Raw genomic sequence first — 23,356 nt, 5'->3', positions numbered from 1 at the left:
TAATGAGAACGATGGAAGCAAAGATTTCGGTGCCGCAGTATGAGCTGCGCGGTTTCAGCCTGTGGGGCTTTCGCGATATGGCGCACTGCATGGACTTTTTGTTCGACGGCGGCCGGGTAAAACAGGGCACGCTGGTGGCCATGAACGCGGAAAAGATCCTGAAGGCGGAAGAGGACCAGGCGCTGCACGCGTTGCTGGATGAGGCGGAGTACAAGTACGCCGACGGCATCAGCATGGTGCGTTCGATTCGTCGCAAATACCCGGCGGCGGACGTTTCGCGCGTTGCGGGCGCCGATCTGTGGGAAGCCTTGATGCAACGCGCCGGCCGTGAAGGTACGCCGGTCTTCCTGGTCGGCGGCAAGCCCGAAGTCTTGGCGGAAACCGAGCAAAAGCTGCGCAACCAGTGGAATGTTAACCTGGTGGGCAGCCAGGACGGCTATTTTAAACCGGAGCAGCGAGAGGCGCTGTTCGAGCGTATTCGCGCCAGTGGCGCCGCTATCGTGACGGTGGCGATGGGATCGCCGAAGCAGGAGATCCTGATGCGCGACTGCCGCACAGTGCATCCGCAGGCGCTGTATATGGGCGTGGGCGGCACCTACGACGTCTTTACCGGCCATGTGAAGCGTGCGCCCAAGGTATGGCAGAACCTCGGTCTGGAATGGCTCTACCGCCTGCTCAGCCAGCCAAGCCGCATCGGCCGGCAGTTGAAGCTGTTGAAGTTTGTCGGCTACTACTACAGCGGCAAGATGTAACCCCTCATCCGGGGCGGAAAGTGCTGTTCCGCTCCGGTCTGCTGTACCAATAATCTGCTTTTGCGCGTTTCTCCCGCATATCTATAACCCTCGGCCCTAAACGCCGTCGCATTTATTCCATAAAGTTTTAAATTGCGGTTTGCTTATAGCGGCGAAATGCGAAACGATACCGCCCGGAAATTATCCCTGGCCGCTGAAGCCTGATGCGACAGCGCTGAACGATGTCCTTCTCACGGTAACTTCGCTCCGACTACCCGTTGATGCCAACCCGATCGGCAGGGGATGATTTATTCTTTTAATAATGACAATAACGACCGGCAGCAGCCGGCAGGCAAACACAACCCGAGAAAAATTATTGAGGATTTATGGCACACAAAGAGAAACCGCAAGGGCTACACCGGGGCCTTGAGGCCCGGCATATCGAGCTTATCGCTCTGGGGGGCACCATCGGTGTCGGCCTGTTTATGGGATCAGCCAGTACGCTGAAATGGGCGGGGCCGTCGGTACTGCTGGCTTACATCATCGCCGGGCTGTTCGTGTTCTTCATTATGCGTTCGATGGGGGAGATGCTGTTCCTTGAGCCGGTCGCCGGGTCGTTTGCCGTTTACGCGCATAAGTACATGAATCCCTATTTCGGTTATCTGACCGCCTGGGGCTACTGGTTTATGTGGATTGCCGTCGGTATTTCTGAGATCACCGCCATCGGGGTGTATGTGCAGTTCTGGTTCCCGGAAATACCGCAGTGGGTGCCGGCGCTGATTGCCGTGGCGATGGTAGCGCTGGCCAACCTGGCGGCGGTGCGCCTGTATGGGGAGCTGGAGTTCTGGTTCGCCATGATCAAGGTCACCACCATCATCGTGATGATTCTGGTGGGGTTGGGGGTGATCTTCTTCGGTTTCGGCAACGGCGGTGAACCTATCGGTTTCGCCAATTTGACGGCGCACGGCGGTTTCTTTGCCGGTGGCTGGAAAGGCTTCCTGTTTGCGCTGTGCATCGTGGTGGCGTCCTATCAGGGGGTTGAGCTGGTGGGCATTACCGCCGGGGAAGCCAAGAATCCGCAGGTGACGCTGAAACGCGCGATCAACAATATCCTGTGGCGCATCCTGATCTTCTATGTCGGCGCGATCTTCGTCATCGTTACCATCTTCCCGTGGAACGGCATCGGCACTACCGGCAGCCCGTTCGTGCTGACCTTCGCCAAGATCGGCATCGTCGCTGCCGCCGGCATCATCAACTTCGTGGTGTTGACCGCCGCGCTCTCCGGCTGCAACAGCGGCATGTACAGCGGTGGCCGCATGCTGTACGCCCTGGCCAAGAACCGCCAACTGCCGGCGGCGCTGACCAAGCTTTCCGCCAGCGGCGTGCCGGTGAACTGCATCGCCGTCACCATCGCCTGTCTGTTGGTGGGTTCCGCGCTGAACTACATCATCCCTAATCCGGAGCAGGTGTTCGTGTATGTCTACAGCGCCAGCGTGCTGCCGGGCATGGTGCCGTGGTTCGTGGTGCTGATAAGCCAGCTCTATTTCCGCCGCGCCCATAAGGAAGCGATCAAAACCCACAGCTTTAAGTCGATCATGTTCCCGTATGTGAACTATCTGACTATCGCTTTTCTGGTTTGCGTGCTGGTCGGCATGGGAATCAACCCGGATACGCGAATTTCCCTGTTGGTCGGGGCGATTTTCTTAGCGGGCGTCAGCCTGTGTTACTTCGCTTTCGGCATGCACAAGAAACATCATCCGGCTGAAAATCGGGTAGAAACGCGGCAATAAACGGTGAAAAGGGGCTACGGAGTGCGCTTTCCTGCGCGGGAGTGAGCAAAGCGTAATCAAACGCAACATTTCTGCGAAAAAGCACTAGACAGAATTGGCGTAAATCCGTAGTATCCCCTCCCGCAACGGCGCTACGCGCCCGTAGCTCAGCTGGATAGAGCGCTGCCCTCCGGAGGCAGAGGTCTCAGGTTCGAATCCTGTCGGGCGCGCCATTAAGTTTGTGCGCAGGAGCTGCGGTGGTAACATCGTGAGTAAGAAGTAGTAATGGTGGCTATAGCTCAGTTGGTAGAGCCCTGGATTGTGATTCCAGTTGTCGTGGGTTCGAGTCCCATTAGCCACCCCACTTCCTAAGAAGTGAAGATTTAGCAGTATTTTGTGACAGTGCGAAGGTGGCGGAATTGGTAGACGCGCTAGCTTCAGGTGTTAGTGTTCTTACGGACGTGAGGGTTCAAGTCCCTCTCTTCGCACCACGCAAAATATCTGATAAATATAAGATTTATATGGACAACGGTCTGATAAATCGGGTAGTATGAGCAACACAAATCGGCGAGTAGCGCAGCTTGGTAGCGCAACTGGTTTGGGACCAGTGGGTCGGAGGTTCGAATCCTCTCTCGCCGACCACTTTCAAAGAAACCGACGCAAGTCGGTTTTTTTACGCCTGTAGTTTATGAGGATGAGTACCTCCGCAGGAGGTTCGAGCCTCGCGAAGCGAGACAACGTTGCTTTAGCAACGGCCCGCAGGGCGCGCATCAACGATGCGCGTAATCCTCTCTCGCCGACCACTTTCGAAAAACCTGCTTTTTAAAGCAGGTTTTTTTCGTCTGTCGTTTATGAGGATGAGCACCTCCGTAGGAGGTTCGAGCCTCGCGAAGCGAGACGAGAAGGCAGGCCCGCGCAGCAATGCGCGGGCTTTTTGCGTATCTAAGGATGAGCATGTTGCCTCTGCCGACAAACGTGTTGGTTTTCAGCGACAACGGCATCCCGCGCTGTCGTCAGGTTGAGACAAATAATTCATTGATTTAAAAAGATAAAATTGGCTTTGGCTTAAGTCGTCGTTTTGAGGCGACAACTTGATAAAGGCCGTTAACAAGGAACGCCAGAGAGTCGTTTTTGACGGGAAAGGAAGAGTTAAATAAAAAATCAATATTTTCAATATATTGAGCTCTATTTTCCTATGAGGGAGCCTCAATTTTAAAGTTGGCACGCTAAATGCAATATCTATAGCGTAGATGCTCATTCCACCTCTTATGTTCGCCTTAGGCCTCATAAACCCTGGGAATGACGCAGAGCCGATTTAGGGTGCCTATCGCCCACGAGAACGATGACTAACCCGTCATCACGCTCAGGGCAGAACGTTGAGTGAGGCACCGCCCCTGTTGTCCTAGACCTGATTGCTTCTTTATACACTTGCCCTACGGCAAGTGTTTTTTTTGCGCCACAGAAAACCCCGGGGCAAAAAAAAGCGCGGCATCGGGGCCGCGCTTTTCTCACTCACTCGGGCAGGGCGTTATTCGCCGCCGTTCTGTTTCAGCGTCAACATCAGCCCCTCACGGCGCATCTGCGCCGCCTCATCCGAACGATGCAGTTTCTCCAGCGTATCGGCTAACCAGGCGTAGTCGTAAGCATCCGGGCGCTGTTTCAGCGCTTCACGGAAGGCGTCGGCCGCTTGCTGCCACTCGCCGTGCTTCATCAACAGCTGCCCCAGCGTGCTGTTCAACAGCGGCGTCGCGCCGTGTTGTTTCATCTGCTGACGCAGCGCTCTTTCCAACTGTTCGGGGTTGCCGGATTTGAGCCGCGGCAGCAACAGCACCAGGCGCTCGTCGTATTGGCGCTTCAGGCTGTCGAGCACAATCTCCTGCGCCAGTTCGTGGTCGTTGCATTCGATCAGGTGTTCCACCATCGCGATTTGCAGCGGCACCTCGTGACGCGTCTTGCGGCTCTGATCTTTCCACCAGCGCTTCAGGCCTTCACTGCCTTCGTCCGCCATCGCCTGATTCATCAGACCGATGTAAGCCTGCTGCTGCAACGCCAGTAGTTGTTCTTCGCTGTGCAGTTCGATTTTACGCATCGACGGCAGCACTTCCAGCAGTGACGCGTAGGCGCCGGTGCGCAGATAGGCTTGTTCCGCCAGACGCAACACTTCCGGATGACGTGGCGCCTGATTCAGCAGGCGATCGACACCGTGGCGCGCGGCGTGGTTCTCGCCCTGCGCCAGCTGGATGCGAACCCGGGTGATGTCCACCGGCAGTTGATCGGTGTCGGCCGCTTCGGCAGCGCGCTCCAGATACTGATTGGTGCGGAAGTCGTCGCCGCGTTGCTGTGCGGCCTCGGCGGCCAGCAGGTAGTTCACCACCGGCTGTTCGGCGTGGTCGGCGTTGCGCGTCATTAGCTTCTCAACCTGCTTGTAGTCGCCTTCCGCCAGCTTGATCAGCGCGGCTTTGGTTTGCTGGCGTGCGCGGGTGCGCTTGCGGCCGATAAACCAACCGCGCGTGCGGGCGCCGGTACGGAAGAGACGGCGCAGGATCCACTCGATCGCCAGCAGCACCACGAACAGCAGCACCAGCATAATCACCAGGCCGGTGACGCTGGTTTCGATATTGTAATTGTCGGTCTGGATCAGCACATAGCCCTGATGCCCGGCCAACATCGGTCCGAGCACCACGCTGGCGATCACCACCAGGAACAGAAATAACACGCGTAACATGGCTTAACCCTCCTGGTGAGCGGCAGGGGACTGGGTCATCAGGTTGCGCACCCGGGTCTGCATCACTTTTTCCAGCAGCGGCTGGCTTTTCAGCTGATCCGGCACGTCCATCGAGATCGACTGTTGGCTCAGGCTGTCCAGCTCTTCCAGGAAGGCTTTGGTCGCTGGATCGGTGGTGTCGAAGTAAGCGCGCACCCAGGTAGAGACAGTTTCCAGAGACTGCTTGTAGGTCTCGTTCTGGTGGCGCGGGATGGCCTGCGCGGCCACCAGCAGGCGCGAACGGATATTTTCGCGCAGGTAGATGTCCTGGTTCGGCGCCAGCAGCGGCTCGGCGCTGGTATCGCGGCGGCGGATGGTAATGAAGTCGGCCATGAAATTGCGCCAGCTCTTGGCCAGGTTCTGCCGCCATTCGCCGATCGAACCGGAGAGCTCGCTGCTGTTTTGATCCATCGGCGCTTCGTCGGTGTCGTTGTCCGCCAGACGCAGGTTATCCACCTGATTGGACAGCTGATTGACCTTGAGGATGATGCCGTCGTAATCGACCTGGGTCAGTGTAGCAAGTGTGCTGATGTCTTCGGTAATGGCGCGGCGTACCTCGAGCAGGCTCGGATCGTTCATGTCCGCCAGGCTGGCGTCGGCGCTTTTCAGCAGCGCGGCGGCGCTGGTCACGTCCTGATCGCTCCACAGCTTGCGGCCGGCCATTTTCACCAGAAAATCGGCCTGCGCCAGCAGCCAGGTTTTGGCGTCGCTGCCGGAGATGGTCGCTACTTTTTCCTGCAGTTCGCTCAGTTGGCGCGCCAGGTTCGCCTGCTCGCGATCGGCGGCGTCCAGGGTTTTACCCTGCTGCTGCAACAGGCCTTCCAGCGCATTTCTTTCCTGCTGCTGGCTCTGTTTCACGCCTTCAAGCTGCTGCTGCAGCGCCTGATTGGCGGCGATCAGCTGTTGCGCTTGCTTGTGCGTGTGGTAATAGCCGCCCGCGCCGAGGGCGATGACCAGCACGATAGCGATCGCGCCGAGCACCGGGCCGGTATTCTTGCCTTTGCGGCTGGCAGCGGCTGGCTGCTGGGAGCTCTCAACCGCGTTGGTTGGCTCTTCAACCGGGGCGGATGGGGTATTTTGTTCCGTCATAGTGGCACATCCCATAGTCAGATTATTGTAGCGCGCGGATCAGCGCGTCATTATCGGCGTTGTCAGCTACCCGAATCGTACGCCAGCCCAAGTCCCGGGCGAGGGTAGCCAGGCGTTCGCTCACTACTACCAGGCGGCAACGCAGCAGCCATGAAGAACGATAGTAATCAGGAACTAAAGTATAGAGCTGTTGTAACATTTCACCGCTGGTCACCACCAGCGTATCCACACCGGCACGCTGCCAGTGGGCGCTTTGCTCGCTGCCGTCGTAGTGCACCGGGCTACGTTGATAGCATTCATAATAGCTGACGTCGGCGCCGCGCTCGCTCAGCGTCGTGCCCAGCAGCTCACGGCCGCCGTTGCCGCGCAAAATCAACGCGCGTTTGCCCGCCAATTTTTGCAGCGCCGGCAGCAGCAGCAGCGTTTCGCTGATCTCGCGTTCGCGCGGGTATTCCACCGGCAAACTGCTGATGCGGTGCAGCGCCAGCCCGGTGGTGCGGCCGATAGCGTAATAGGCCAGGTGCGCGGGCCAGCTCAGCCCGGCGCGGCCGATGACAGAATCGGCGTAGTTCACCGAATGCTGCGACAGCACGAACACCAGATCGCCTGCGCCAAGCTGCTGCAACGCCTGCGGCAGCTTAGGCAGATCGCCGCCGGGGGCGAAGTCGATCAGCGGTGCATGATAGGCAACCCGGCCGAGTGCGCGCAGCCGGCTCACTAACCGCTCGCCCGAAGGCGATGGACGGGTTACCAGGATCGTCATGCCGGCGGATTTCCCTGGTAAACCTCGCGCAGGATCTCGCGCGCGCCGCGCGCCAGCAGCTCTTCCGCCAGCTCAACGCCCATCCGTTCGGCCTCGGTGGCCGGCCCGCGGCGTTCGCCGCGCACCATCTGGCTGCCGTCCGGCGCACCAACCAAGGCACGCAGCCACAGGCTGTCGCCATCCAGTTCGGCATAGCTACCGATCGGCACCTGGCAACCGCCTTCCAGACGGGTGTTCATCGCCCGTTCGGCGCGCACGCGGGTTTCGGTAGCTGCATGGTTCAGCGGCGCCAGCAGCGCGCGGGTGACGCTGTCGTCGAGGCGGCATTCAATGCCGACCGCGCCCTGGCCGACCGCCGGCAGGCACTCTTCGGCGCTCAGCGGGCTGCGGATGCGTTGCTCCAGGCCCAGGCGTTTCAGACCGGCCACCGCCAGAATAATCGCGTCGTAGTCGCCGTTGTCCAGCTTGGCCAGGCGAGTGCCGACGTTGCCGCGCAGGTCGCGCACGATCAGATCCGGGCGGCGTTCACGCAGCTGGCACTGGCGGCGCAGGCTGGAGGTGCCGACCACGCTGCCCTGCGGCAGTTGATCGAGCGAGGCGAAACGATTGGAAACAAAAGCGTCGCGCGGATCTTCGCGTTCGCAAATGGTGGTCAAACCGAGGCCGGCAGGGAAATCGACCGGCACGTCTTTCATCGAGTGCACGGCGATGTCGGCGCGGCCTTCCAGCAGCGCCAGCTCGAGTTCTTTAACAAACAGGCCTTTACCGCCGACTTTCGCCAGCGGCGTATCCAGAATAACGTCGCCGCGCGTCACCATCGGCACCAACTCGACCTGCAGGCCGGGATGGCTGGCCATCAGACGTTGCTGCACATAATGTGCTTGCCAGAGTGCAAGCGGGCTTTGTCGGGTGGCAATTCGAATAATTTTGTCTAACATGCTTGTTACCGTTTTTATATTTCGCCATCCATCCTACCACTGAGAGCCAATACTGTCAGTGCAAGAAGCCGGAGGCGGAAAAAGGACAACGGAATCAAAGGGACGTGTGATGTGCTTTGGGGCAGTTAACACTGCGGGTAAATCGTTTAGGGAAGCGCTACAATAATTGTGAAGCGTTACCTCCTTTACGGTCAATCAGCAAGGTGTTAAATTGATCACGTTTCCAGCAATAAGTCGCCAAATATTCTTCTTACACTAACGGCGCTTATGGAATACGGGTTTTTTTCTAAACACCGGGATAATCAGGCGAGACGTCTTGTACCTCTACATCGAGACATTGAAGCAGAGACTGGATGCGATCAATCAGCTACGCGTCGATCGCGCCCTGGCGGCTATGAAGCCCGCGTTTCAACGGGTATACAGTCTGCTGCCCACCTTACTGCACCACCACCACCCGCTGATGCCGGGTTACCTGAACGGTAACGTTCCCCACGGCATTTGCCTCTACACGCCTGATGAAACTCAACAAGATTACCTGAACGATTTAGAAGACAAATGGGGTAGCCCGTTTGACAAACCGGCCAGCGGCGAGCTGCCGATCACCGGCGTCTATTCGATGGGCAGTACTTCGTCTATCGGCCAAAGCTGCAGCTCGGATCTCGACATCTGGGTCTGCCACCAGTCCTGGCTGGACAACGAAGAACGCACCCGCCTGCAACAAAAATGCAGCCTGCTTGAGAAGTGGGCCGCCTCGATGGGGGTGGAAGTCAGCTTCTTCCTGATCGACGAAAACCGCTTCCGCCATAATGAAAGCGGCAGCCTGGGCGGCGAAGACTGCGGCTCGACGCAGCATATCCTATTGCTCGACGAATTCTATCGCACCGCGGTGCGCCTGGCCGGCAAACGCATCCTGTGGAACATGGTGCCGGGCGAAGAAGAAGCGCACTACGATGAATACGTGCTGTCGCTGTACGCGCAAGGGGCGCTCACGCCGAACGAGTGGCTGGATCTCGGCGGCCTGAGTTCGCTGTCGGCGGAAGAGTACTTCGGCGCCAGCCTGTGGCAGCTGTACAAGAGCATCGATTCGCCTTACAAGGCGGTGCTGAAGACCCTGCTGCTGGAAGCCTATTCCTGGGAATACCCCAATACCCAGCTGCTGGCGACGGACATCAAACACCGGCTGCATCAGGGTGAGATCGTCAGCTTCGGGCTAGACGCCTACTGCATGATGCTTGAGCGCGTGACCCGCTACCTGACCGACATCAACGACACCACCCGCCTCGATCTGGCCCGCCGCTGCTTCTACCTGAAAGTGTGTGAAAAGCTGTCGCTGGCCAATGCCTGCGTCGGCTGGCGGCGCGAGATCCTCAGCCAACTGGTCAGCGAGTGGGGCTGGAGCGAAGAGCGTCTGGCGATGCTGGACAACCGCGCCAACTGGAAAATCGAGCGAGTGCGCGAAGCGCATAACGAGTTGCTCGACGCGATGATGCAGAGCTACCGCAACCTGATCCGTTTCGCCCGCCGCAACAACCTCAGCGTCAGCGCCAGCCCGCAGGATATCGGCGTGCTGACCCGCAAACTGTACGCGGCGTTCGAAGCGCTGCCCGGCAAGGTGACGCTGGTGAACCCGCAGATTTCGCCGGACCTGTCGGAAAACGATTTAACCTTTATTCACGTGCCGGTTGGCCGCGCCAACCGCACCGGCTGGTACCTGTATAATCAGGCGCCGGCTATGGATTCGATCGTCAGCCATCAACCGCTGGAATATAACCGCTACCTGAACAAGCTGGTGGCCTGGGCCTATTTCAACGGCCTGCTGACCCCGCAGACCCGCCTGCACATCAAGAGCGGCAACCTGTGCGACACCGCCAAGCTGCAGGAACTGGTGGCCGACGTTTCCCATCACTTCCCGCTGCGCCTGCCGGCGCCGACGCCGAAAGCGCTGTATAGCCCGTGCGAAATTCGCCATCTGGCGATCATCGTCAACCTGGAAAACGATCCGACCGCCGCCTTCCGCAATCAGGTGGTGCACTTCGATTTCCGCAAGCTGGACGTGTTCAGCTTCGGCCAGCAGCAACAGTGCCTGGTGGGGAGCATCGATCTGCTGTACCGCAACTCCTGGAACGAAGTGCGTACCCTGCATTTCAGCGGCGAGCAGTCGGTGCTGGAAGCGCTGAAAACCATTCTCGGCAAAATGCACCAGGACGCCGCGCCGCCGGAGTCGGTGGAAGTGTTCTGCTACAGCCAGCACCTGCGCGGCCTGATCCGCACCCGTATCCAGCAGCTGGTGTCGGAGTGCATCGAGCTGCGCCTGTCCAGCACCCGCCTGGAGCCCGGCCGCTTCAAGGCGGTACGCGTCGCCGGGCAGACCTGGGGGCTGTTCTTCGAGCGCCTGAGCGTATCGGTGCAAAAGCTGGAGAATGCGGTGGAGTTTTACGGCGCCATCTCCAATAACAAGCTGCACGGCCTGTCTATCAAGGTGGAAACCGATCAGGTGCATTTGCCGCCGGTGGTGGATGGCTTCGCCAGCGAGGGGATCATCCAGTTCTTCTTCGAAGACACCTCAGACGACAAGGGCTTCAACATCTATATTCTGGATGAGTCGAATCGGGTAGAGGTGTATCACCACTGCGAGGGCAGTAAAGAGGAGCTGGTGCGCGACGTCAGCCGCTTCTATTCCTCGTCGCACGATCGCTTCACCTACGGCTCCAGCTTCATCAACTTCAATCTGCCGCAGTTTTATCAGATCGTGCAACTCGATGGGCGCACGCAGGTAATCCCGTTCCGCAGCAATGTGCTGTCCAGCCTGTGCGTGACGGTGGCCGATGGCGCCGCTCAGCCGCTGAAACAGCAGTTCCAGCTGCATTGACGCCGCAAGGGCTCGGTTGCCGAGCCCTGCTTAGCCTCAGGAAAAACGCAGTTCCTCGCCGGCCTGCGCGCTGGCCGCTTCGCTGAGCAGCTGATAAAACGGCTGCCCGCTGCGATCGCATAGCCAAACGCCGTCGCGGTAGTTGAAGTGGTAACCGCCGGCCTTGGTGGCGAGCCACACCTGGTGCAGCGGCTCCTGGCGGTTGATGACGATTTTGGTGCCGTTTTCGAAGCTCAGCGTCATTACGCCGCCATTGGTTTCGTAATCGATATCCGCATCGCCGTCAAAATCGTCCAGTGTCTCTTCAATATTCAGCATCAGCTGGTCGGCCAACTGGTGAAACTCGCTGTCGTTCATATTCAATTCCTATTGCTTTTCATGATCCACCTGCGATTATAGAGACCTTGGACGCATGAATTACAGGCATTAATGCAAATGAAAAAACAACTACGCTATGCGCTGATGGCAGTTCTGGTTACCGGCCTCGTCGGCTGTGGTCTGAAAGGCCCGCTTTACTTCCCGCCTGCCGATCCCGCCAGCCAGAAACCGGCCAAGCCGCCGGTGCAAACGGGCGATCAGGTGCAAAAGAACCAGCAGGAGCAGTCTGGCTCTCAGCAAAAACCGTCGATGGTCGACCAGTAACACCCTGTTTGCGGTAGCGAGCGCCGCCGCAAAATCAAGACGGATAGCGCGTCCAGATAGCGGAGTATGATATGCAGTTCTCCAAAATGCACGGTCTGGGCAACGACTTTATGGTGGTCGATGCCGTTACACAGAATGTCTATTTTTCACCTGAGCTGATCCGCCGGCTGGCCGATCGGCACCTGGGCGTCGGCTTTGACCAGATGCTGGTGGTAGAACCGCCTTACGATCCCGAGCTGGATTTTCACTACCGAATTTTCAACGCCGACGGCAGCGAAGTGGCGCAGTGCGGCAACGGCGCGCGCTGCTTCGCGCGCTTTGTGCGGTTGAAAGGGCTGACCAACAAACGCGACATCCGCGTCAGCACCCAAACCGGGCGCATGGTGCTCAGCGTCACCGACGACGATCGGGTGTGCGTCAACATGGGTGAGCCGAACTTCGACCCGCAGGCGGTGCCGTTCCGCGCCGCCAAGGCTGAAAAGACCTACATCATGCGCGCGGCGGAACATACCGTGCTGTGCGGCGTGGTGTCGATGGGCAACCCGCATTGTGTTCTGCAGGTGGACGATGTAAAAACCGCCAAGGTGGAGCTGCTCGGCCCGGTGCTGGAAGGGCATGAGCGCTTCCCGGAACGAGCCAACATCGGTTTTATGCAAGTGGTCAGCCGCGATCACATCAAGCTGCGCGTTTACGAGCGCGGCGCCGGCGAAACGCAGGCCTGCGGCAGCGGCGCCTGTGCGGCGGTGGCGGTGGGGATCCAACAGGAATTGCTGTCAGAAGAGGTGCATGTAGAACTGCCGGGCGGCAGCCTGCATATTCGCTGGAAAGGGCCGGGCAACCCGCTGTTTATGACCGGCCCGGCAACCCATGTCTATGACGGATTTATTCATCTATGAAAAGCGTAGAAGAACAGAGCGTCGCCGGCCTGGCGCTGGATGACGACACCGTGATGCAGTATCTGCTGCAGAACCCGGATTTCTTTATTCGCAACGCGCGCCAGGTTGAGCAGATGCGCGTGCCACACCCGGTGCGCGGCACCGTTTCGCTGGTGGAATGGCATCTGGCCCGCCAGCGCAATCACATCGAACGGCTGGAAGAAGAGATCACGCTGTTGATGGAGCAGGCCAGCGCCAACGAAGGGCTGTTCGCCAGGCTGCTGCACCTGCAGGCCGATCTGGCCACCGCCGACAGCCTGCAGGACATGCTCAACCGGCTGCAGCGCTGGGCGCGCGGGTTCGGTTTGGCCGGCGCCACGGTGCGCCTGTTCGCCGAGCGCTGGAATATCGGCGCGCCTTCCGATTTTACCCACCTGGCGCTGACGCGCTCGGCGTTCGAGCCGTTCCGCATTCAGCGGCTGGGCAGCGAACAACACTACCTCGGCGGTCTGAACGGCCCCGAACTGCTGCTGCTGTTGCCGCAGGCCAAACAGATTGGCCAGATTGGCTCGGTGGCGCTGTCGATGTTGGGCGACGACGGCGAACTGGGCATGGTGATCTTCAGCAGCCGCGATACGCAACACTATCAGCAGGGCATGGGCACGGTGATGCTCAATCAACTGGCGCGCATGCTGCCGGAGCTGCTGGAACGCTGGGTCGAACGCGCATGACGCCGATTGCGCCCAGCCTGCAGCAGCCGGTGGACGCTTTTCTGCGTTATCTCAAGGTAGAACGGCAACTCAGCCCGCTGACGCAGCTCAGCTATTCGCGCCAGCTGGCGGCGCTGATGCGCCTGGCGCAGGAGATCGGCGTCACCGACTGGGCGGCGCTGGACGCCGCCCGGGTACGCATGCTGGCGGCGCGCAGCAAACGGGCCGGCCTGCAGTCCGCCAGCCTGGCGCTGCGGCTCTCTTCGCTGCGCAGTTTCCTCGACTGGCTGGTCAGCCAGGGCGTATTGCACGCCAACCCCGCCAAAGGCATCCGCACGCCGCGCAGCGGCCGCCATCTACCGAAAAACATCGACGTTGATGAAATGAACCAGCTGCTGGAGATCGATCTCAACGATCCGTTGGCGGTGCGCGATCGCGCCATGCTGGAGGTGATGTACGGCGCCGGTCTGCGCCTCTCCGAACTGGTGGGGCTGGATTGCCGCCATGTCGATATGGCCGCCGGCGAGGTGTGGGTGATGGGGAAAGGCAGCAAAGAGCGCAAATTGCCGATCGGACGCACCGCCGTCACCTGGCTGGAACACTGGCTGGCGATGCGCGATCTGTTCGGGCCGGAAGATGACGCGATGTTCCTGTCCAATCAGGGGCGGCGCATCTCGACGCGCAACGTGCAAAAGCGCTTCGCCGAATGGGGCGTGAAACAGGGCGTCAACAGCCATATCCACCCGCACAAGCTGCGTCACTCCTTCGCTACCCACATGCTGGAGTCCAGCGGCGATCTGCGCGCGGTGCAGGAGCTGCTCGGCCACGCCAACCTGACCACCACGCAAATTTATACCCACCTCGACTTTCAACATCTGGCGAACGTGTACGATGCCGCGCATCCGCGTGCCAAACGGGGGAAATCCTGATGCATTTTTATCGCCCGCTGCGCCCGCTGGCGGCGCTGACTTTCGATCTGGACGATACGCTGTATGACAATCGCCCGGTGATTAGACAGACCGAACAACAGTCGGTGGCCTTCCTGCAGAGCTACCATCCCGGCCTGAACAGCTTCCAGTCGGCGGATTTCCACCGCCTGCGCCAGGAACTGCGTGAGCAGGATCCGGAGATCTACCACGATGTCACCCAGTGGCGCTGGCGCGCCATTCATCTGGCGCTGAGCCGGCAGGGGCTGCGCGATGCCGACGCGGCGATCGGGGCCGATGCGGCGATGCAGAACTTTGCGCTGTGGCGCAGCCGCATCGAGGTGCCGGAAGCGACCCACGCCACGCTGAAGGCGCTGGCCGCGCGCTACCCGCTGGTGGCGATCACTAACGGCAACGCCGATCCGGCGCAGTGTGGCCTGGACGGTTACTTCCAGTTTGTATTGCGCTCCGGGCCGGATGGGCGCGCCAAACCGTATCAGGACATGTATCACCTGGCCGTCGAGCGGCTGGGCGTGGCGCCCGAGCAGATCCTGCACGTGGGCGACGATCTGACCACCGACGTCGCCGGCGCGCTGCGCGCGGGGCTGCAGGCCTGTTGGATCAACGATCGGCAACGCTGCCTGATGCAGGCCGCCGACAGCCGTCTGCTGCCGCATATTGAGATTTCGCAGTTGGCATCGCTGACAGCATTGTTATAATCCCTGCCAGAACTCTGTATAAATTTCCAGTGAAAAACCCGTCACCGGCGGGTTTTCCCTTAACCATTAGTGGTGCCTATGGACGTCTCCGATCTGCTCGACAGCCTGAATGAAAAACAACGTGAAGCCGTGGCGGCGCCGCGCAGCAACCTGTTGGTTCTGGCCGGGGCGGGCAGCGGCAAGACGCGGGTGCTGGTGCATCGCATCGCCTGGCTGCTGTCGGTGGAGAACTGTTCGCCGTATTCGATCATGGCGGTGACCTTCACCAACAAGGCGGCGGCGGAAATGCGCCACCGTATCGAACATCTGATCGGCACCAGCCAGGGCGGCATGTGGATCGGCACCTTCCACGGCCTGGCGCACCGTCTGTTGCGCGCCCACCACCTGGAAGCCAACCTGCCGCAAGATTTCCAGATCCTCGACAGCGACGACCAACTGCGGCTGCTCAAGCGTATCATCAAGGCGCTGAACGTTGACGAGAAGCAGTGGCCGCCGCGTCAGGCGATGTGGTACATCAACGGCAAGAAAGACGAGGGTCTGCGCCCGCAGCACGTCGAGACCTACAACAACCCGGTAGAGGCCACCTGGCTGCGCATCTACCAAGCCTACCAGGAAGCCTGCGATCGCGCGGGGCTGGTGGATTTCGCTGAGTTGCTGCTGCGCGCACACGAGCTGTGGCTGAACAAGCCGCATATCCTCAACCACTACCGCGAACGTTTCACCAACGTGCTGGTGGACGAATTCCAGGATACCAACAGCATCCAGTACGCCTGGATCCGCCTGCTGGCGGGCGGCAACAGCAACGTGATGATCGTCGGCGACGATGACCAGTCGATCTACGGCTGGCGCGGCGCGCAGGTGGAAAACATCCAGCGCTTCCTGAAGGACTTCCCCGGCGCGGAAACCATCCGCCTGGAGCAGAACTACCGTTCCACCAGCAACATCCTGAAAGCGGCTAACACCCTGATCGCCAACAACGACGGGCGCATGGGCAAAAACCTGTGGACCGAAGGCGGCGAAGGCGAGCCGATTTCCATCTACTGCGCCTTCAACGAACTCGACGAAGCGCGCTTCGTGGTCAACCGCATCAAGACCTGGCAGGACAACGGCGGTGCGCTGAACGACTGCGCCATCCTGTACCGCAGCAACGCCCAGTCGCGCGTGCTGGAAGAGGCGCTGCTGCAGACGGCGATGCCGTACCGCATCTACGGCGGCCAGCGCTTCTTCGAACGTCAGGAAATCAAGGATGCGCTGGCTTATCTGCGCCTCATTTCCAACCGCAACGACGATGCGGCCTTCGAGCGCGTGGTCAACACCCCGACGCGCGGCATCGGCGATCGCACCCTCGACGTGGTGCGCCAGGCGGCGCGCGATCGCCAGCTGACGCTGTGGCAGGCGACGCGCGAGCTGATGCAGGACAAGGTGTTGGCCGGCCGTGCCGCCTCGGCGCTGCAGCGTTTCATCGAACTGGTGGAGTCGCTGGCGCATGAAACCGCCGATATGCCGCTGCACGTGCAGACCGACCGGGTGATCCGCGATTCCGGGCTGTTCATCATGTATGAGCAGGAGAAGGGCGAAAAGGGGCAGGCACGTATCGAAAACCTTGAGGAGCTGGTGACGGCGACGCGTCAGTTCAGCTATCAGGACGAAGATCAGGATCTGATGCCGCTGCAGGCGTTCCTGTCGCATGCGGCGCTGGAGGCGGGCGAAGGCCAGGCCGACGCCTATCAGGACGCGGTGCAGCTGATGACCCTGCACTCCGCCAAGGGCCTGGAGTTCCCGCTGGTGTTTATCGTCGGTATGGAAGAAGGCATGTTCCCGAGCCAGATGTCGCTGGATGAAGGCGGCCGTCTGGAGGAGGAGCGCCGTCTGGCCTATGTGGGCGTAACGCGCGCCATGCAGAAGCTGACGCTGACCTACGCCGAAACGCGCCGTCTGTACGGCAAAGAGGTTTACCATCGGCCGTCGCGCTTTATCGGCGAACTGCCGGAAGAGTGCGTGGAAGAAGTGCGCCTGCGCGCCAGCGTATCGCGGCCGGTCAATCACCGCCGCATGGGCACGCCGATCAGCGAGAACGATACCGGCTACAAGCTGGGCCAGCGCGTGCGCCATCCCAAGTTTGGCGAAGGCACCATCGTCAATCTGGAAGGCAGCGGCGAGCACAGCCGGCTGCAGATCGCCTTCCCGGGCGAGGGCATCAAGTGGCTGGTGGCGGCCTACGCTCGCCTGGAAACGGTATAAAGAGAGGGGGGAGTTGCAGGGGCACGCCCCTGCAATCGTTCATTATCCGTGAGGGTAGCGATCGCCGACCTGCGCGGTGGCATACCAGCGCATCACCGTTTCGGTGCCTTCGCCGCCTTCCTGCGGCGCCCATTGCATGCAGTCCTCTTCGGTCAGCGCCTGATACGGGCCCTGCTTCACTTCGAACACCACGCCGCCGGCATCGACCGACAGCACCGCATGCCAGGTAAATGCCGGCATCTCCAGCACTTTGGTTTCTTCGCCGAGCAAGGTGCGCTGCGTCACCACGCCGTCATCGTTGAACTGCAACACGACAAAACGGCCGCGCAGCGGCGTCAGCAGCTCCCAGGTTTGCGGGTGGCGGTGTGGGCGGATATAGGTGCCGGGTTCCATGGCGATCGCCAGGCGTTGCACTGGGTCGCTCAGCTCTTCGTGTAAGGTGCGGTGCGCGCGCAGGCGGGCCACGCTGGCGGCCTGTTCGCTCATCGCGGTCAGTTCATGGGCGGTAATCTGTTTCATCGTTTAAATCCGCATGCTTGTCGTACCATCAGGGTGATGTCATCTTAGCAACATTCTTGGTGGCGGTAAGCGATCGCCGCGACTTTTTCAGTACGGTTTACGCGCCATTTCTGCCATTGATCATCGTGATGATTTGTTGCGCAATTATCCCGCCTAACGTGTTGACAGGCTTTTTCTTCTCGGCGTAACATGCGCGCACTATTATCATTGAGGACAGACGCCTTGGACACACCCAGTAGATACTGGCTCACTGACCTGCGCCGCAGGTATAACTTCTAAGGCTCTCCGTTTTTGCTGATAGCCTTCGTGGTTGTCGGCGACCCCGCAAAGCGTCGCTATGAGTCAGATCTCTTCATGGTCTGAAACAAATCGGTGATACGCATCCCCTCTGTTTCTGTGCTTCAACGCGTTGTCCGCACCCGTTACCTTCACGGAGTTTTGGCACATGCTGAGCGCTTTTAAATTAGATAACCGCCGCTTGTCCCGTCTGGAGCTGGACGACTCGGATGATCTCACGTCATCGCTGTGGGTTGACCTGGTCGAGCCGGAAGAGGGCGAGCGTGAGCGCGTGCAGAATGAGCTGGGACAAAGCCTGGCGACGCGTCCCGAACTGGACGACATCGAAGCCTCCGCCCGTTTCTTCGAAGACGAAGACGGTCTGCATATCCACTCCTTCTTCTACTTTGAAGATGCGGAAGATCACGCCGGCAACTCCACGGTGGCGTTCACCATCCGCGACGGCCGCCTGTATACCCTGCGCGAGCGTGAACTGCCGGCGTTTCGCCTGTACCGCATGCGCGCCCGCAACCAGACCATGCTCGAAGGCAACGCCTACGAACTGCTGCTGGATCTGTTCGAAACCAAGATTGAACAGCTGGCGGACGAGATAGAGAACATCTACAGCGATCTGGAACAGCTCAGCCGGGTGATCATGGAAGGGCATCAGGGCGACGAATACGACGCCGCGCTGTCGACGCTGGCGGAGCTGGAAGATATCGGCTGGAAGGTGCGTTTGTGTCTGATGGATACCCAGCGCGCGCTCAACTTCCTGGTGCGCAAGGCGCGTCTGCCAACCGGCCAGCTGGAGCAGGCGCGTGAAGTGCTGCGCGACATCGAATCCCTGCTACCGCACAACGAATCGCTGTTCCAAAAGGTGAACTTCCTGATGCAGGCGGCGATGGGCTTCATCAACATCGAACAGAACCGCATCATCAAGATCTTCTCGGTGGTGTCGGTGGTGTTCCTGCCGCCTACGCTGGTGGCTTCCAGCTACGGCATGAACTTCGAATTCATGCCGGAACTGAGGTGGTCATTCGGCTATCCGGGCGCCATCACCTTGATGATCCTGGCCGGTCTGGCCCCATACCTGTACTTCAAGCGCAAGAACTGGCTGTAACCCGGCGGCGCCGGGCTCAGCGCAGCTTGCGCTGGGTGTAGAGCGCGTCGAGGGTGAACAGGATCAGCGCCGCCCAGATAAAGCCGAAGGTCACCAGCTTATCCTGGCCGATGGTCTCACCGTAGAAGGTGACCGCCAGCAGGAACATCAACGTCGGGCCGAGATACTGGAAGAAACCCAGCGTCGACAGGCGCAACCGGGTAGCCGCCGCGGTGAAGCACAGCAGCGGTACGGTGGTGACGATGCCGGCGGCGACCAACAGCAGGTTCAGCGACCACGGGTTGGCGCTCAGGTGGCTGGTGGGGCTGTCGGCGAACAGGAACAGATAGGCCGCCGCCACCGGCAGCAGCCACAGCGTCTCAATCAGCATGCCGGTCTGGGCGTCGATGGCGATTTTCTTGCGCAGCAGGCCGTAGAAGGCGAAGCTGAACGCCAGCCCCAGACCGATGATCGGCAACGAGCCGAACTGCCAGAGCTGCACCAGCACCCCGGTGAACGCCAGCGCCACCGCCACCCACTGCATGCGGCGGAAGCGCTCGCCGAGAAACAGCATTCCCAACAGCACGTTAACCAGCGGGTTGATGAAATAGCCCAGGCTGGCTTCCAGCATATGGTGGTTGTTCACCGCCCAGATGAACAGCAGCCAGTTGCCGCCGATCAACAGCGCGGTGACTGCCAGCAGCAGCAGCCGTTTGCGGTTTTGGCAGGCGGCGCGCACTTTCGGCCAGTTGCGGCCCAGCGTGATCAGCGCCAGCATGAAGAAAAACGACCAGATGATCCGGTGGGTGAGGATCTCGTCCGCGGATACTTGCTGGATCAGTTTGAAATAGGCCGGGGCGATGCCCCACATAAAATAGGCGGCCAGGGCGAAGAAAATGCCCTGACGCGTTTGCTTTGCGTCCATGACGTCACTCGGGTGGGGAACGTAAGATGCGGTGAGTGTACTGAAGACGCTCACCGCACACAATCATCAGCCGACCAGATAGGTGGCGGTGGCGGTCGCGATATGCAGGCCGTCGTGGTTATGCAGTTCTACGCGCGCGACGGCGACCTTGTTGCCGCTGCGCAGCACGCTGGCGGAGGCGACGAAGTGCTCGCCGCGGCCGGGGCGCAGATAGTCGACGCGCAGATCGATGGTGCCCATGCGCGACAGCTTGGCGGCGATCTCTTCTTCGATCAGCGGCTCCATGCGCGTCAGCACGCCGCCGGCGCAGGCCAATCCGGCGGCGACGTCAAGCACCGCGGCGATCACGCCGCCGTGCAAAATCTCCTGTGCGGCGTTGCCCACCAGCTTGCGCTGGTTGGTGAAGCTCAACTCGACGTAATCATCGTCGAAGCGGCGCAGCTCCAGGCCAAGCTCGCGGTTGAACGGCATGTGGTAGACAAAGATTTCGCCGATCTTGCGGCGGGCGGCTTCCAGGGTCAGTGCTGTGGTCGACATAGCGGGTTTCCGTTTTTCTTTTGCGTTTTAAAGGAGCTAACTGGTCAGTCCAGGTTAATGGAATGTTGATTTTATGCTTAACCTTTGTTGCTTTCCAGACTATTCCAATAAAACCGGCCTGCGCTGCGGGAAAGCCTCCTTTGTGTGTAAAATGGCCTGATTTTTTCCGGGATTGCCCTTTTTCGTTGGAGTGAGGAGAGGTTATGCGCATTTTGTCAGGGATCGTTTCCGCCACGCTGCTGATGCCGGCGCTGGCATTGGCTGAGGAAGCCAAAGAGCAGCAGATTCACGATAAGCCGGCGGTGCGCGGCAGCATTATCGCCAACCTGCTGCAGGAGCACGATAATCCGTTCACGCTGTATCCTTACGATCCCAATTACCTGCTGTATACCGACACCAGCGATATCAACAAAGAAGCCATCAAGACGTACAACTGGGCCGACAAGGCGCGCAAGGACGAGGTGAAATACCAGCTTAGCCTGGCGTTTCCGCTGTGGCGGGGCATTGCCGGCGACAACTCGGTGCTCGGCGCGTCTTATACTCAGCGCTCCTGGTGGCAATTGTCCAACCGCGGCGAGTCTTCACCGTTCCGCGAGACCAACTACGAGCCGCAGCTGTTCGTAGGGTGGGCGACCGATTACCGCTTTGCTGGTTGGACGTTGCGCGATATTGAAATCGGCGTTAACCACCAGTCTAACGGCCGCTCTGATCCGACGTCGCGCAGCTGGAATCGCGGCTATGCGCGGCTGATGGCGCAAAACGGCAACTGGCAGGTGGATCTCAAGCCCTGGTTCCGCTTCTCGGAGAGCTCGAGCAACGATGACAACCCGGACATCACCAAATACATGGGATACTACCGGTTGAAGGTCGGTTACGCCTGGGGCGACAGCGTGTTCAGCGTCGACAGCCACTATAACTGGAACAGCGGCTACGGCGGCGCGGAGCTGGGCTGGAGCTATCCGATCACCCGCAACGTGCGTTTCTATACCCAGGTGTTCAGCGGCTACGGCGAATCGCTGATCGACTACAACTTCCGGCAGACACGGGTGGGCGTTGGTGTCATGCTGAACGATATTATGTAATCATACCCGGTGGGTGTGTACCGATGAAAAAATGGGGAAGTGTGTGTCAACCGCAGCAGTGATTAACAGAGAGTTGCTGGCCGAGCAGGTATTGCGCGATACCTTCGGCTACCAGCAATTCCGTCCGGGCCAACAAACGATTATCAACGCCGCGATCGGCGGGCAGGATTGCCTGGTGGTAATGCCGACCGGCGGCGGCAAGTCGTTGTGCTACCAAATCCCTGCGCTGGTGATGGACGGCCTGACGCTGGTGGTTTCCCCGCTGATCTCGCTGATGAAGGATCAGGTCGACCAACTGTTGGCCTACGGCGTTTCCGCCGCCTGCTATAACTCGACGCAAACCCGTGAGGAGCAGCTGGACGTCATGGCCGGCTGCCGCAACGGCACCATCAAGATGCTGTACATCGCGCCGGAACGGCTGATGATGGAAAGCTTCCTCAACCTGCTCGACCACTGCCCGCCGGCGATGCTGGCGGTGGATGAGGCGCACTGTATTTCGCAGTGGGGCCATGACTTCCGGCCGGAATATCGCGCGCTGGGTCAGCTGAAACAGCGCTTCCCGTCGATGCCGGTGATCGCGCTGACCGCCACCGCCGACGAGTCCACCCGCGGTGATATCGTGCGCCTGCTGTCGTTGCAGGATCCGCTGGTGCAGGTCAGCAGCTTCGACCGGCCGAACATCCGCTACACGCTGGTGGAAAAATTCAAACCGCTCGATCAGCTGTGGCGCTTCGTGCAGGATCAGCGCGGCAAGAGCGGCATTATCTATTGCAACAGCCGCGCCAAGGTGGAAGACACCGCCGCGCGCCTGCAAAGCCGCGGGCTGAGCGTCGGCGCCTACCACGCCGGGCTGGACAACGATCGCCGCGCGCAGGTGCAGGAAGCGTTCCAGCGTGACGATCTGCAGGTGGTGGTGGCCACCGTCGCCTTCGGCATGGGCATCAATAAACCTAACGTGCGCTTCGTGGTGCATTTCGACATCCCGCGCAATATCGAATCCTATTATCAGGAGACCGGCCGCGCCGGGCGCGATGGCCTGCCGGCCGAAGCCATCCTGCTGTACGATCCGGCCGACATGGCCTGGCTGCGCCGCTGCCTGGAGGAAAAACCCGCCGGGCAGCAGTTGGACATCGAGCGCCACAAGCTGAACGCCATGGGCGCGTTCGCCGAGGCGCAAACCTGCCGCCGCCTGGTGCTGCTCAACTACTTCGGCGAAGGCAAGCACGAGAACTGCGGCAACTGCGACATCTGCCTCGATCCCCCCAAACGTTACGACGGGCTGGAGGATGCGCGCAAAGCGCTGTCCTGCGTATACCGCGTCGGTCAGCGCTTCGGCCTAGGGTACATTGTGGAAGTGCTGCGCGGCTCCAACAACCAGCGCATTCGCGAATACGGTCACGACAAGCTGCCGGTGTACGGCATCGGCCGCGATCAAACCACCGAACACTGGACCAGCGTGCTGCGCCAGCTGATCCACCTGGGTTTTATCACCCAGAACATCGCCATGCACTCGGCGCTGCAATTGACCGAGGCGGCGCGTCCGGTGTTGCGCGGCGAGGTGGCGCTGCAGCTGGCGGTGCCGCGTATCCAGAGCCTGAAGTCGCGCGGCAGCGCCAACCAGAAATCCTACGGCGGCAATTACGATCGCAAGCTGTTCGCCAAGCTGCGCAAACTGCGCAAGTCGATCGCCGACGAAGAAAATATTCCGCCCTACGTGGTGTTCAACGACGCCACGCTGCTGGAAATGGCCGAACAGATGCCGATTAAGGCCGGCGATCTGCTGAGCGTCAACGGCGTCGGCCAGCGCAAACTGGAGCGTTTCGGCGCGCCCTTTATGGCGATGATCCGCGACCATCTCGACAATGATGAAGACTGAGGGCGA

Annotated in this window: 20 protein-coding genes, 4 tRNA genes and 1 other RNA gene; 17 read left to right on the top strand and 8 right to left on the bottom strand. The window is 60.1% G+C overall.

The window, feature by feature from the left end; all coding sequences use genetic code 11:
* Positions 1-11: 11 nt before the first annotated feature.
* From wecG to C9411_RS16370, 7 genes are all read left to right on the top strand, one after another.
* The gene (gene wecG / locus C9411_RS16400) at positions 12-752 is read left to right on the top strand and encodes a lipopolysaccharide N-acetylmannosaminouronosyltransferase (protein ID WP_063989083.1); all 741 of its coding nucleotides are present in this window, start codon (positions 12-14) and stop codon (positions 750-752) included.
* Positions 753-1,117: 365 nt separating this feature from the next.
* Entirely contained in the window at positions 1,118-2,521 is a 1,404-nt protein-coding gene (locus tag C9411_RS16395) for an amino acid permease (RefSeq protein WP_025304867.1), read from the top strand.
* A gap of 135 nt (positions 2,522-2,656) precedes the next feature.
* Positions 2,657-2,733: transfer RNA gene (locus C9411_RS16390), tRNA-Arg, on the top strand.
* Between the two features lie 55 nt (positions 2,734-2,788).
* Positions 2,789-2,864 (top strand) — tRNA-His (locus C9411_RS16385).
* 40 nt (positions 2,865-2,904) lie between these two features.
* Positions 2,905-2,991 (top strand) — tRNA-Leu (locus C9411_RS16380).
* 74 nt (positions 2,992-3,065) lie between these two features.
* Positions 3,066-3,142, top strand: a tRNA-Pro gene (locus C9411_RS16375).
* 32 nt (positions 3,143-3,174) lie between these two features.
* Positions 3,175-3,303: non-coding RNA, RtT sRNA (locus C9411_RS16370), on the top strand.
* A 725-nt stretch (positions 3,304-4,028) separates the two neighbouring features.
* Here the strand turns inward: C9411_RS16370 and hemY are convergent.
* Genes hemY through hemC form a run of 4 tightly spaced genes read right to left on the bottom strand, consistent with a single transcriptional unit; the run spans position 4,029 to position 8,054 of the window.
* Positions 4,029-5,225, bottom strand: coding sequence for a protoheme IX biogenesis protein HemY (gene hemY, locus C9411_RS16365; protein ID WP_063989082.1), 1,197 nt, complete (start codon positions 5,223-5,225; stop codon positions 4,029-4,031).
* A 3-nt stretch (positions 5,226-5,228) separates the two neighbouring features.
* Positions 5,229-6,353 (bottom strand): uroporphyrinogen-III C-methyltransferase, encoded by a 1,125-nt coding sequence (gene hemX, locus C9411_RS16360; RefSeq protein WP_063989081.1) that lies wholly within the window; start codon positions 6,351-6,353, stop codon positions 5,229-5,231.
* A gap of 22 nt (positions 6,354-6,375) precedes the next feature.
* On the bottom strand, positions 6,376-7,116 hold the full coding sequence (gene hemD / locus C9411_RS16355; RefSeq protein ID WP_063989080.1) for a uroporphyrinogen-III synthase: 741 nt from the start codon (positions 7,114-7,116) through the stop codon (positions 6,376-6,378).
* Complete coding sequence (gene hemC / locus C9411_RS16350) at positions 7,113-8,054, bottom strand: hydroxymethylbilane synthase (protein ID WP_063989079.1); 942 nt, start codon at positions 8,052-8,054, stop codon at positions 7,113-7,115. The genes hemD and hemC overlap by 4 nt, the downstream gene beginning before the upstream one ends.
* 316 nt (positions 8,055-8,370) lie before the next feature.
* On the opposite strand from hemC, the gene C9411_RS16345 reads away from it, so the two are divergent.
* On the top strand, positions 8,371-10,923 hold the full coding sequence (locus C9411_RS16345; protein WP_107227495.1) for a class I adenylate cyclase: 2,553 nt from the start codon (positions 8,371-8,373) through the stop codon (positions 10,921-10,923).
* 36 nt (positions 10,924-10,959) lie between these two features.
* Here C9411_RS16345 and cyaY read toward each other — a convergent pair whose 3' ends face one another.
* Positions 10,960-11,280 carry an iron donor protein CyaY gene (gene cyaY / locus C9411_RS16340; protein ID WP_015376263.1) on the bottom strand — a complete coding sequence of 107 codons (321 nt, stop codon included), beginning with the start codon at positions 11,278-11,280 and terminating at the stop codon, positions 10,960-10,962.
* Between the two features lie 78 nt (positions 11,281-11,358).
* On the opposite strand from cyaY, the gene C9411_RS16335 reads away from it, so the two are divergent.
* The 6 genes from C9411_RS16335 (at position 11,359) to uvrD (ending at position 17,036) form a co-directional block, all read left to right on the top strand.
* Entirely contained in the window at positions 11,359-11,565 is a 207-nt protein-coding gene (locus C9411_RS16335) for a lipoprotein (protein WP_301336322.1), read from the top strand.
* Positions 11,566-11,636: 71 nt separating this feature from the next.
* Positions 11,637-12,461, top strand: a complete 825-nt coding sequence (gene dapF / locus C9411_RS16330) for a diaminopimelate epimerase (RefSeq protein ID WP_063989077.1) — start codon at positions 11,637-11,639, stop codon at positions 12,459-12,461.
* A complete protein-coding gene (locus C9411_RS16325) occupies positions 12,458-13,171 on the top strand; it encodes a DUF484 domain-containing protein (protein ID WP_049203609.1) in 714 nt (237 codons plus the stop codon). Before dapF ends, C9411_RS16325 begins: the two co-directional genes overlap by 4 nt.
* Positions 13,168-14,079, top strand: a complete 912-nt coding sequence (gene xerC / locus C9411_RS16320) for a tyrosine recombinase XerC (protein WP_016929495.1) — start codon at positions 13,168-13,170, stop codon at positions 14,077-14,079. Before C9411_RS16325 ends, xerC begins: the two co-directional genes overlap by 4 nt.
* Entirely contained in the window at positions 14,079-14,795 is a 717-nt protein-coding gene (gene yigB, locus C9411_RS16315; protein ID WP_038874105.1) for a 5-amino-6-(5-phospho-D-ribitylamino)uracil phosphatase YigB, read from the top strand. The genes xerC and yigB overlap by 1 nt, the downstream gene beginning before the upstream one ends.
* A 78-nt stretch (positions 14,796-14,873) precedes the next feature.
* Entirely contained in the window at positions 14,874-17,036 is a 2,163-nt protein-coding gene (gene uvrD / locus C9411_RS16310) for a DNA helicase II (protein WP_033649640.1), read from the top strand.
* 42 nt (positions 17,037-17,078) lie between these two features.
* Here uvrD and C9411_RS16305 read toward each other — a convergent pair whose 3' ends face one another.
* Complete coding sequence (locus tag C9411_RS16305) at positions 17,079-17,555, bottom strand: WbuC family cupin fold metalloprotein (protein WP_063989075.1); 477 nt, start codon at positions 17,553-17,555, stop codon at positions 17,079-17,081.
* Positions 17,556-18,000: 445 nt separating this feature from the next.
* Between C9411_RS16305 and corA the strand changes: the two genes are divergently transcribed.
* Positions 18,001-18,951 carry a magnesium/cobalt transporter CorA gene (gene corA / locus C9411_RS16295; protein WP_063989074.1) on the top strand — a complete coding sequence of 317 codons (951 nt, stop codon included), beginning with the start codon at positions 18,001-18,003 and terminating at the stop codon, positions 18,949-18,951.
* A 16-nt stretch (positions 18,952-18,967) separates the two neighbouring features.
* Here the strand turns inward: corA and rarD are convergent, their stop codons facing one another.
* Entirely contained in the window at positions 18,968-19,855 is an 888-nt protein-coding gene (gene rarD / locus C9411_RS16290; protein ID WP_025304876.1) for an EamA family transporter RarD, read from the bottom strand.
* 66 nt (positions 19,856-19,921) lie between these two features.
* Positions 19,922-20,392: a thioesterase family protein gene (locus C9411_RS16285; protein WP_004934267.1), complete on the bottom strand. Its 471-nt coding sequence runs from the start codon at positions 20,390-20,392 to the stop codon at positions 19,922-19,924.
* Between the two features lie 203 nt (positions 20,393-20,595).
* Between C9411_RS16285 and pldA the strand changes: the two genes are divergently transcribed.
* Positions 20,596-21,474, top strand: coding sequence for a phospholipase A (gene pldA / locus C9411_RS16280; RefSeq protein WP_063989073.1), 879 nt, complete (start codon positions 20,596-20,598; stop codon positions 21,472-21,474).
* Positions 21,475-21,517: 43 nt separating this feature from the next.
* Positions 21,518-23,350, top strand: a complete 1,833-nt coding sequence (recQ, locus tag C9411_RS16275) for an ATP-dependent DNA helicase RecQ (RefSeq protein WP_033636658.1) — start codon at positions 21,518-21,520, stop codon at positions 23,348-23,350.
* Positions 23,351-23,356 lie beyond the last annotated feature (6 nt).

Source organism: Serratia sp. Nf2 (assembly GCF_003028435.1).
Lineage (GTDB): Bacteria > Pseudomonadota > Gammaproteobacteria > Enterobacterales > Enterobacteriaceae > Serratia > Serratia marcescens_L.
Note: the sequence above shows the minus strand (reverse complement) of the source record. Positions and strands in the feature narration are given on the sequence as shown.

Excerpts from the sequence above, each read along its gene's own strand:
- C9411_RS16305 (WP_063989075.1), bottom strand. The coding sequence starts at position 17,555 with ATGAAACAGATTACCGCCCATGAACTGACCGCGATGAGCGAACAGGCC.
- dapF (WP_063989077.1), top strand. The coding sequence starts at position 11,637 with ATGCAGTTCTCCAAAATGCACGGTCTGGGCAACGACTTTATGGTGGTC.
- C9411_RS16335 (WP_301336322.1), top strand. The coding sequence starts at position 11,359 with ATGAAAAAACAACTACGCTATGCGCTGATGGCAGTTCTGGTTACCGGC.
- xerC (WP_016929495.1), top strand. The coding sequence starts at position 13,168 with ATGACGCCGATTGCGCCCAGCCTGCAGCAGCCGGTGGACGCTTTTCTG.
- uvrD (WP_033649640.1), top strand. The coding sequence starts at position 14,874 with ATGGACGTCTCCGATCTGCTCGACAGCCTGAATGAAAAACAACGTGAA.
- cyaY (WP_015376263.1), bottom strand. The coding sequence starts at position 11,280 with ATGAACGACAGCGAGTTTCACCAGTTGGCCGACCAGCTGATGCTGAAT.
- corA (WP_063989074.1), top strand. The coding sequence starts at position 18,001 with ATGCTGAGCGCTTTTAAATTAGATAACCGCCGCTTGTCCCGTCTGGAG.
- pldA (WP_063989073.1), top strand. The coding sequence starts at position 20,596 with ATGCGCATTTTGTCAGGGATCGTTTCCGCCACGCTGCTGATGCCGGCG.
- hemD (WP_063989080.1), bottom strand. The coding sequence starts at position 7,116 with ATGACGATCCTGGTAACCCGTCCATCGCCTTCGGGCGAGCGGTTAGTG.
- hemC (WP_063989079.1), bottom strand. The coding sequence starts at position 8,054 with ATGTTAGACAAAATTATTCGAATTGCCACCCGACAAAGCCCGCTTGCA.
- hemX (WP_063989081.1), bottom strand. The coding sequence starts at position 6,353 with ATGACGGAACAAAATACCCCATCCGCCCCGGTTGAAGAGCCAACCAAC.
- wecG (WP_063989083.1), top strand. The coding sequence starts at position 12 with ATGGAAGCAAAGATTTCGGTGCCGCAGTATGAGCTGCGCGGTTTCAGC.
- C9411_RS16285 (WP_004934267.1), bottom strand. The coding sequence starts at position 20,392 with ATGTCGACCACAGCACTGACCCTGGAAGCCGCCCGCCGCAAGATCGGC.
- rarD (WP_025304876.1), bottom strand. The coding sequence starts at position 19,855 with ATGGACGCAAAGCAAACGCGTCAGGGCATTTTCTTCGCCCTGGCCGCC.
- hemY (WP_063989082.1), bottom strand. The coding sequence starts at position 5,225 with ATGTTACGCGTGTTATTTCTGTTCCTGGTGGTGATCGCCAGCGTGGTG.
- yigB (WP_038874105.1), top strand. The coding sequence starts at position 14,079 with ATGCATTTTTATCGCCCGCTGCGCCCGCTGGCGGCGCTGACTTTCGAT.
- C9411_RS16325 (WP_049203609.1), top strand. The coding sequence starts at position 12,458 with ATGAAAAGCGTAGAAGAACAGAGCGTCGCCGGCCTGGCGCTGGATGAC.
- C9411_RS16395 (WP_025304867.1), top strand. The coding sequence starts at position 1,118 with ATGGCACACAAAGAGAAACCGCAAGGGCTACACCGGGGCCTTGAGGCC.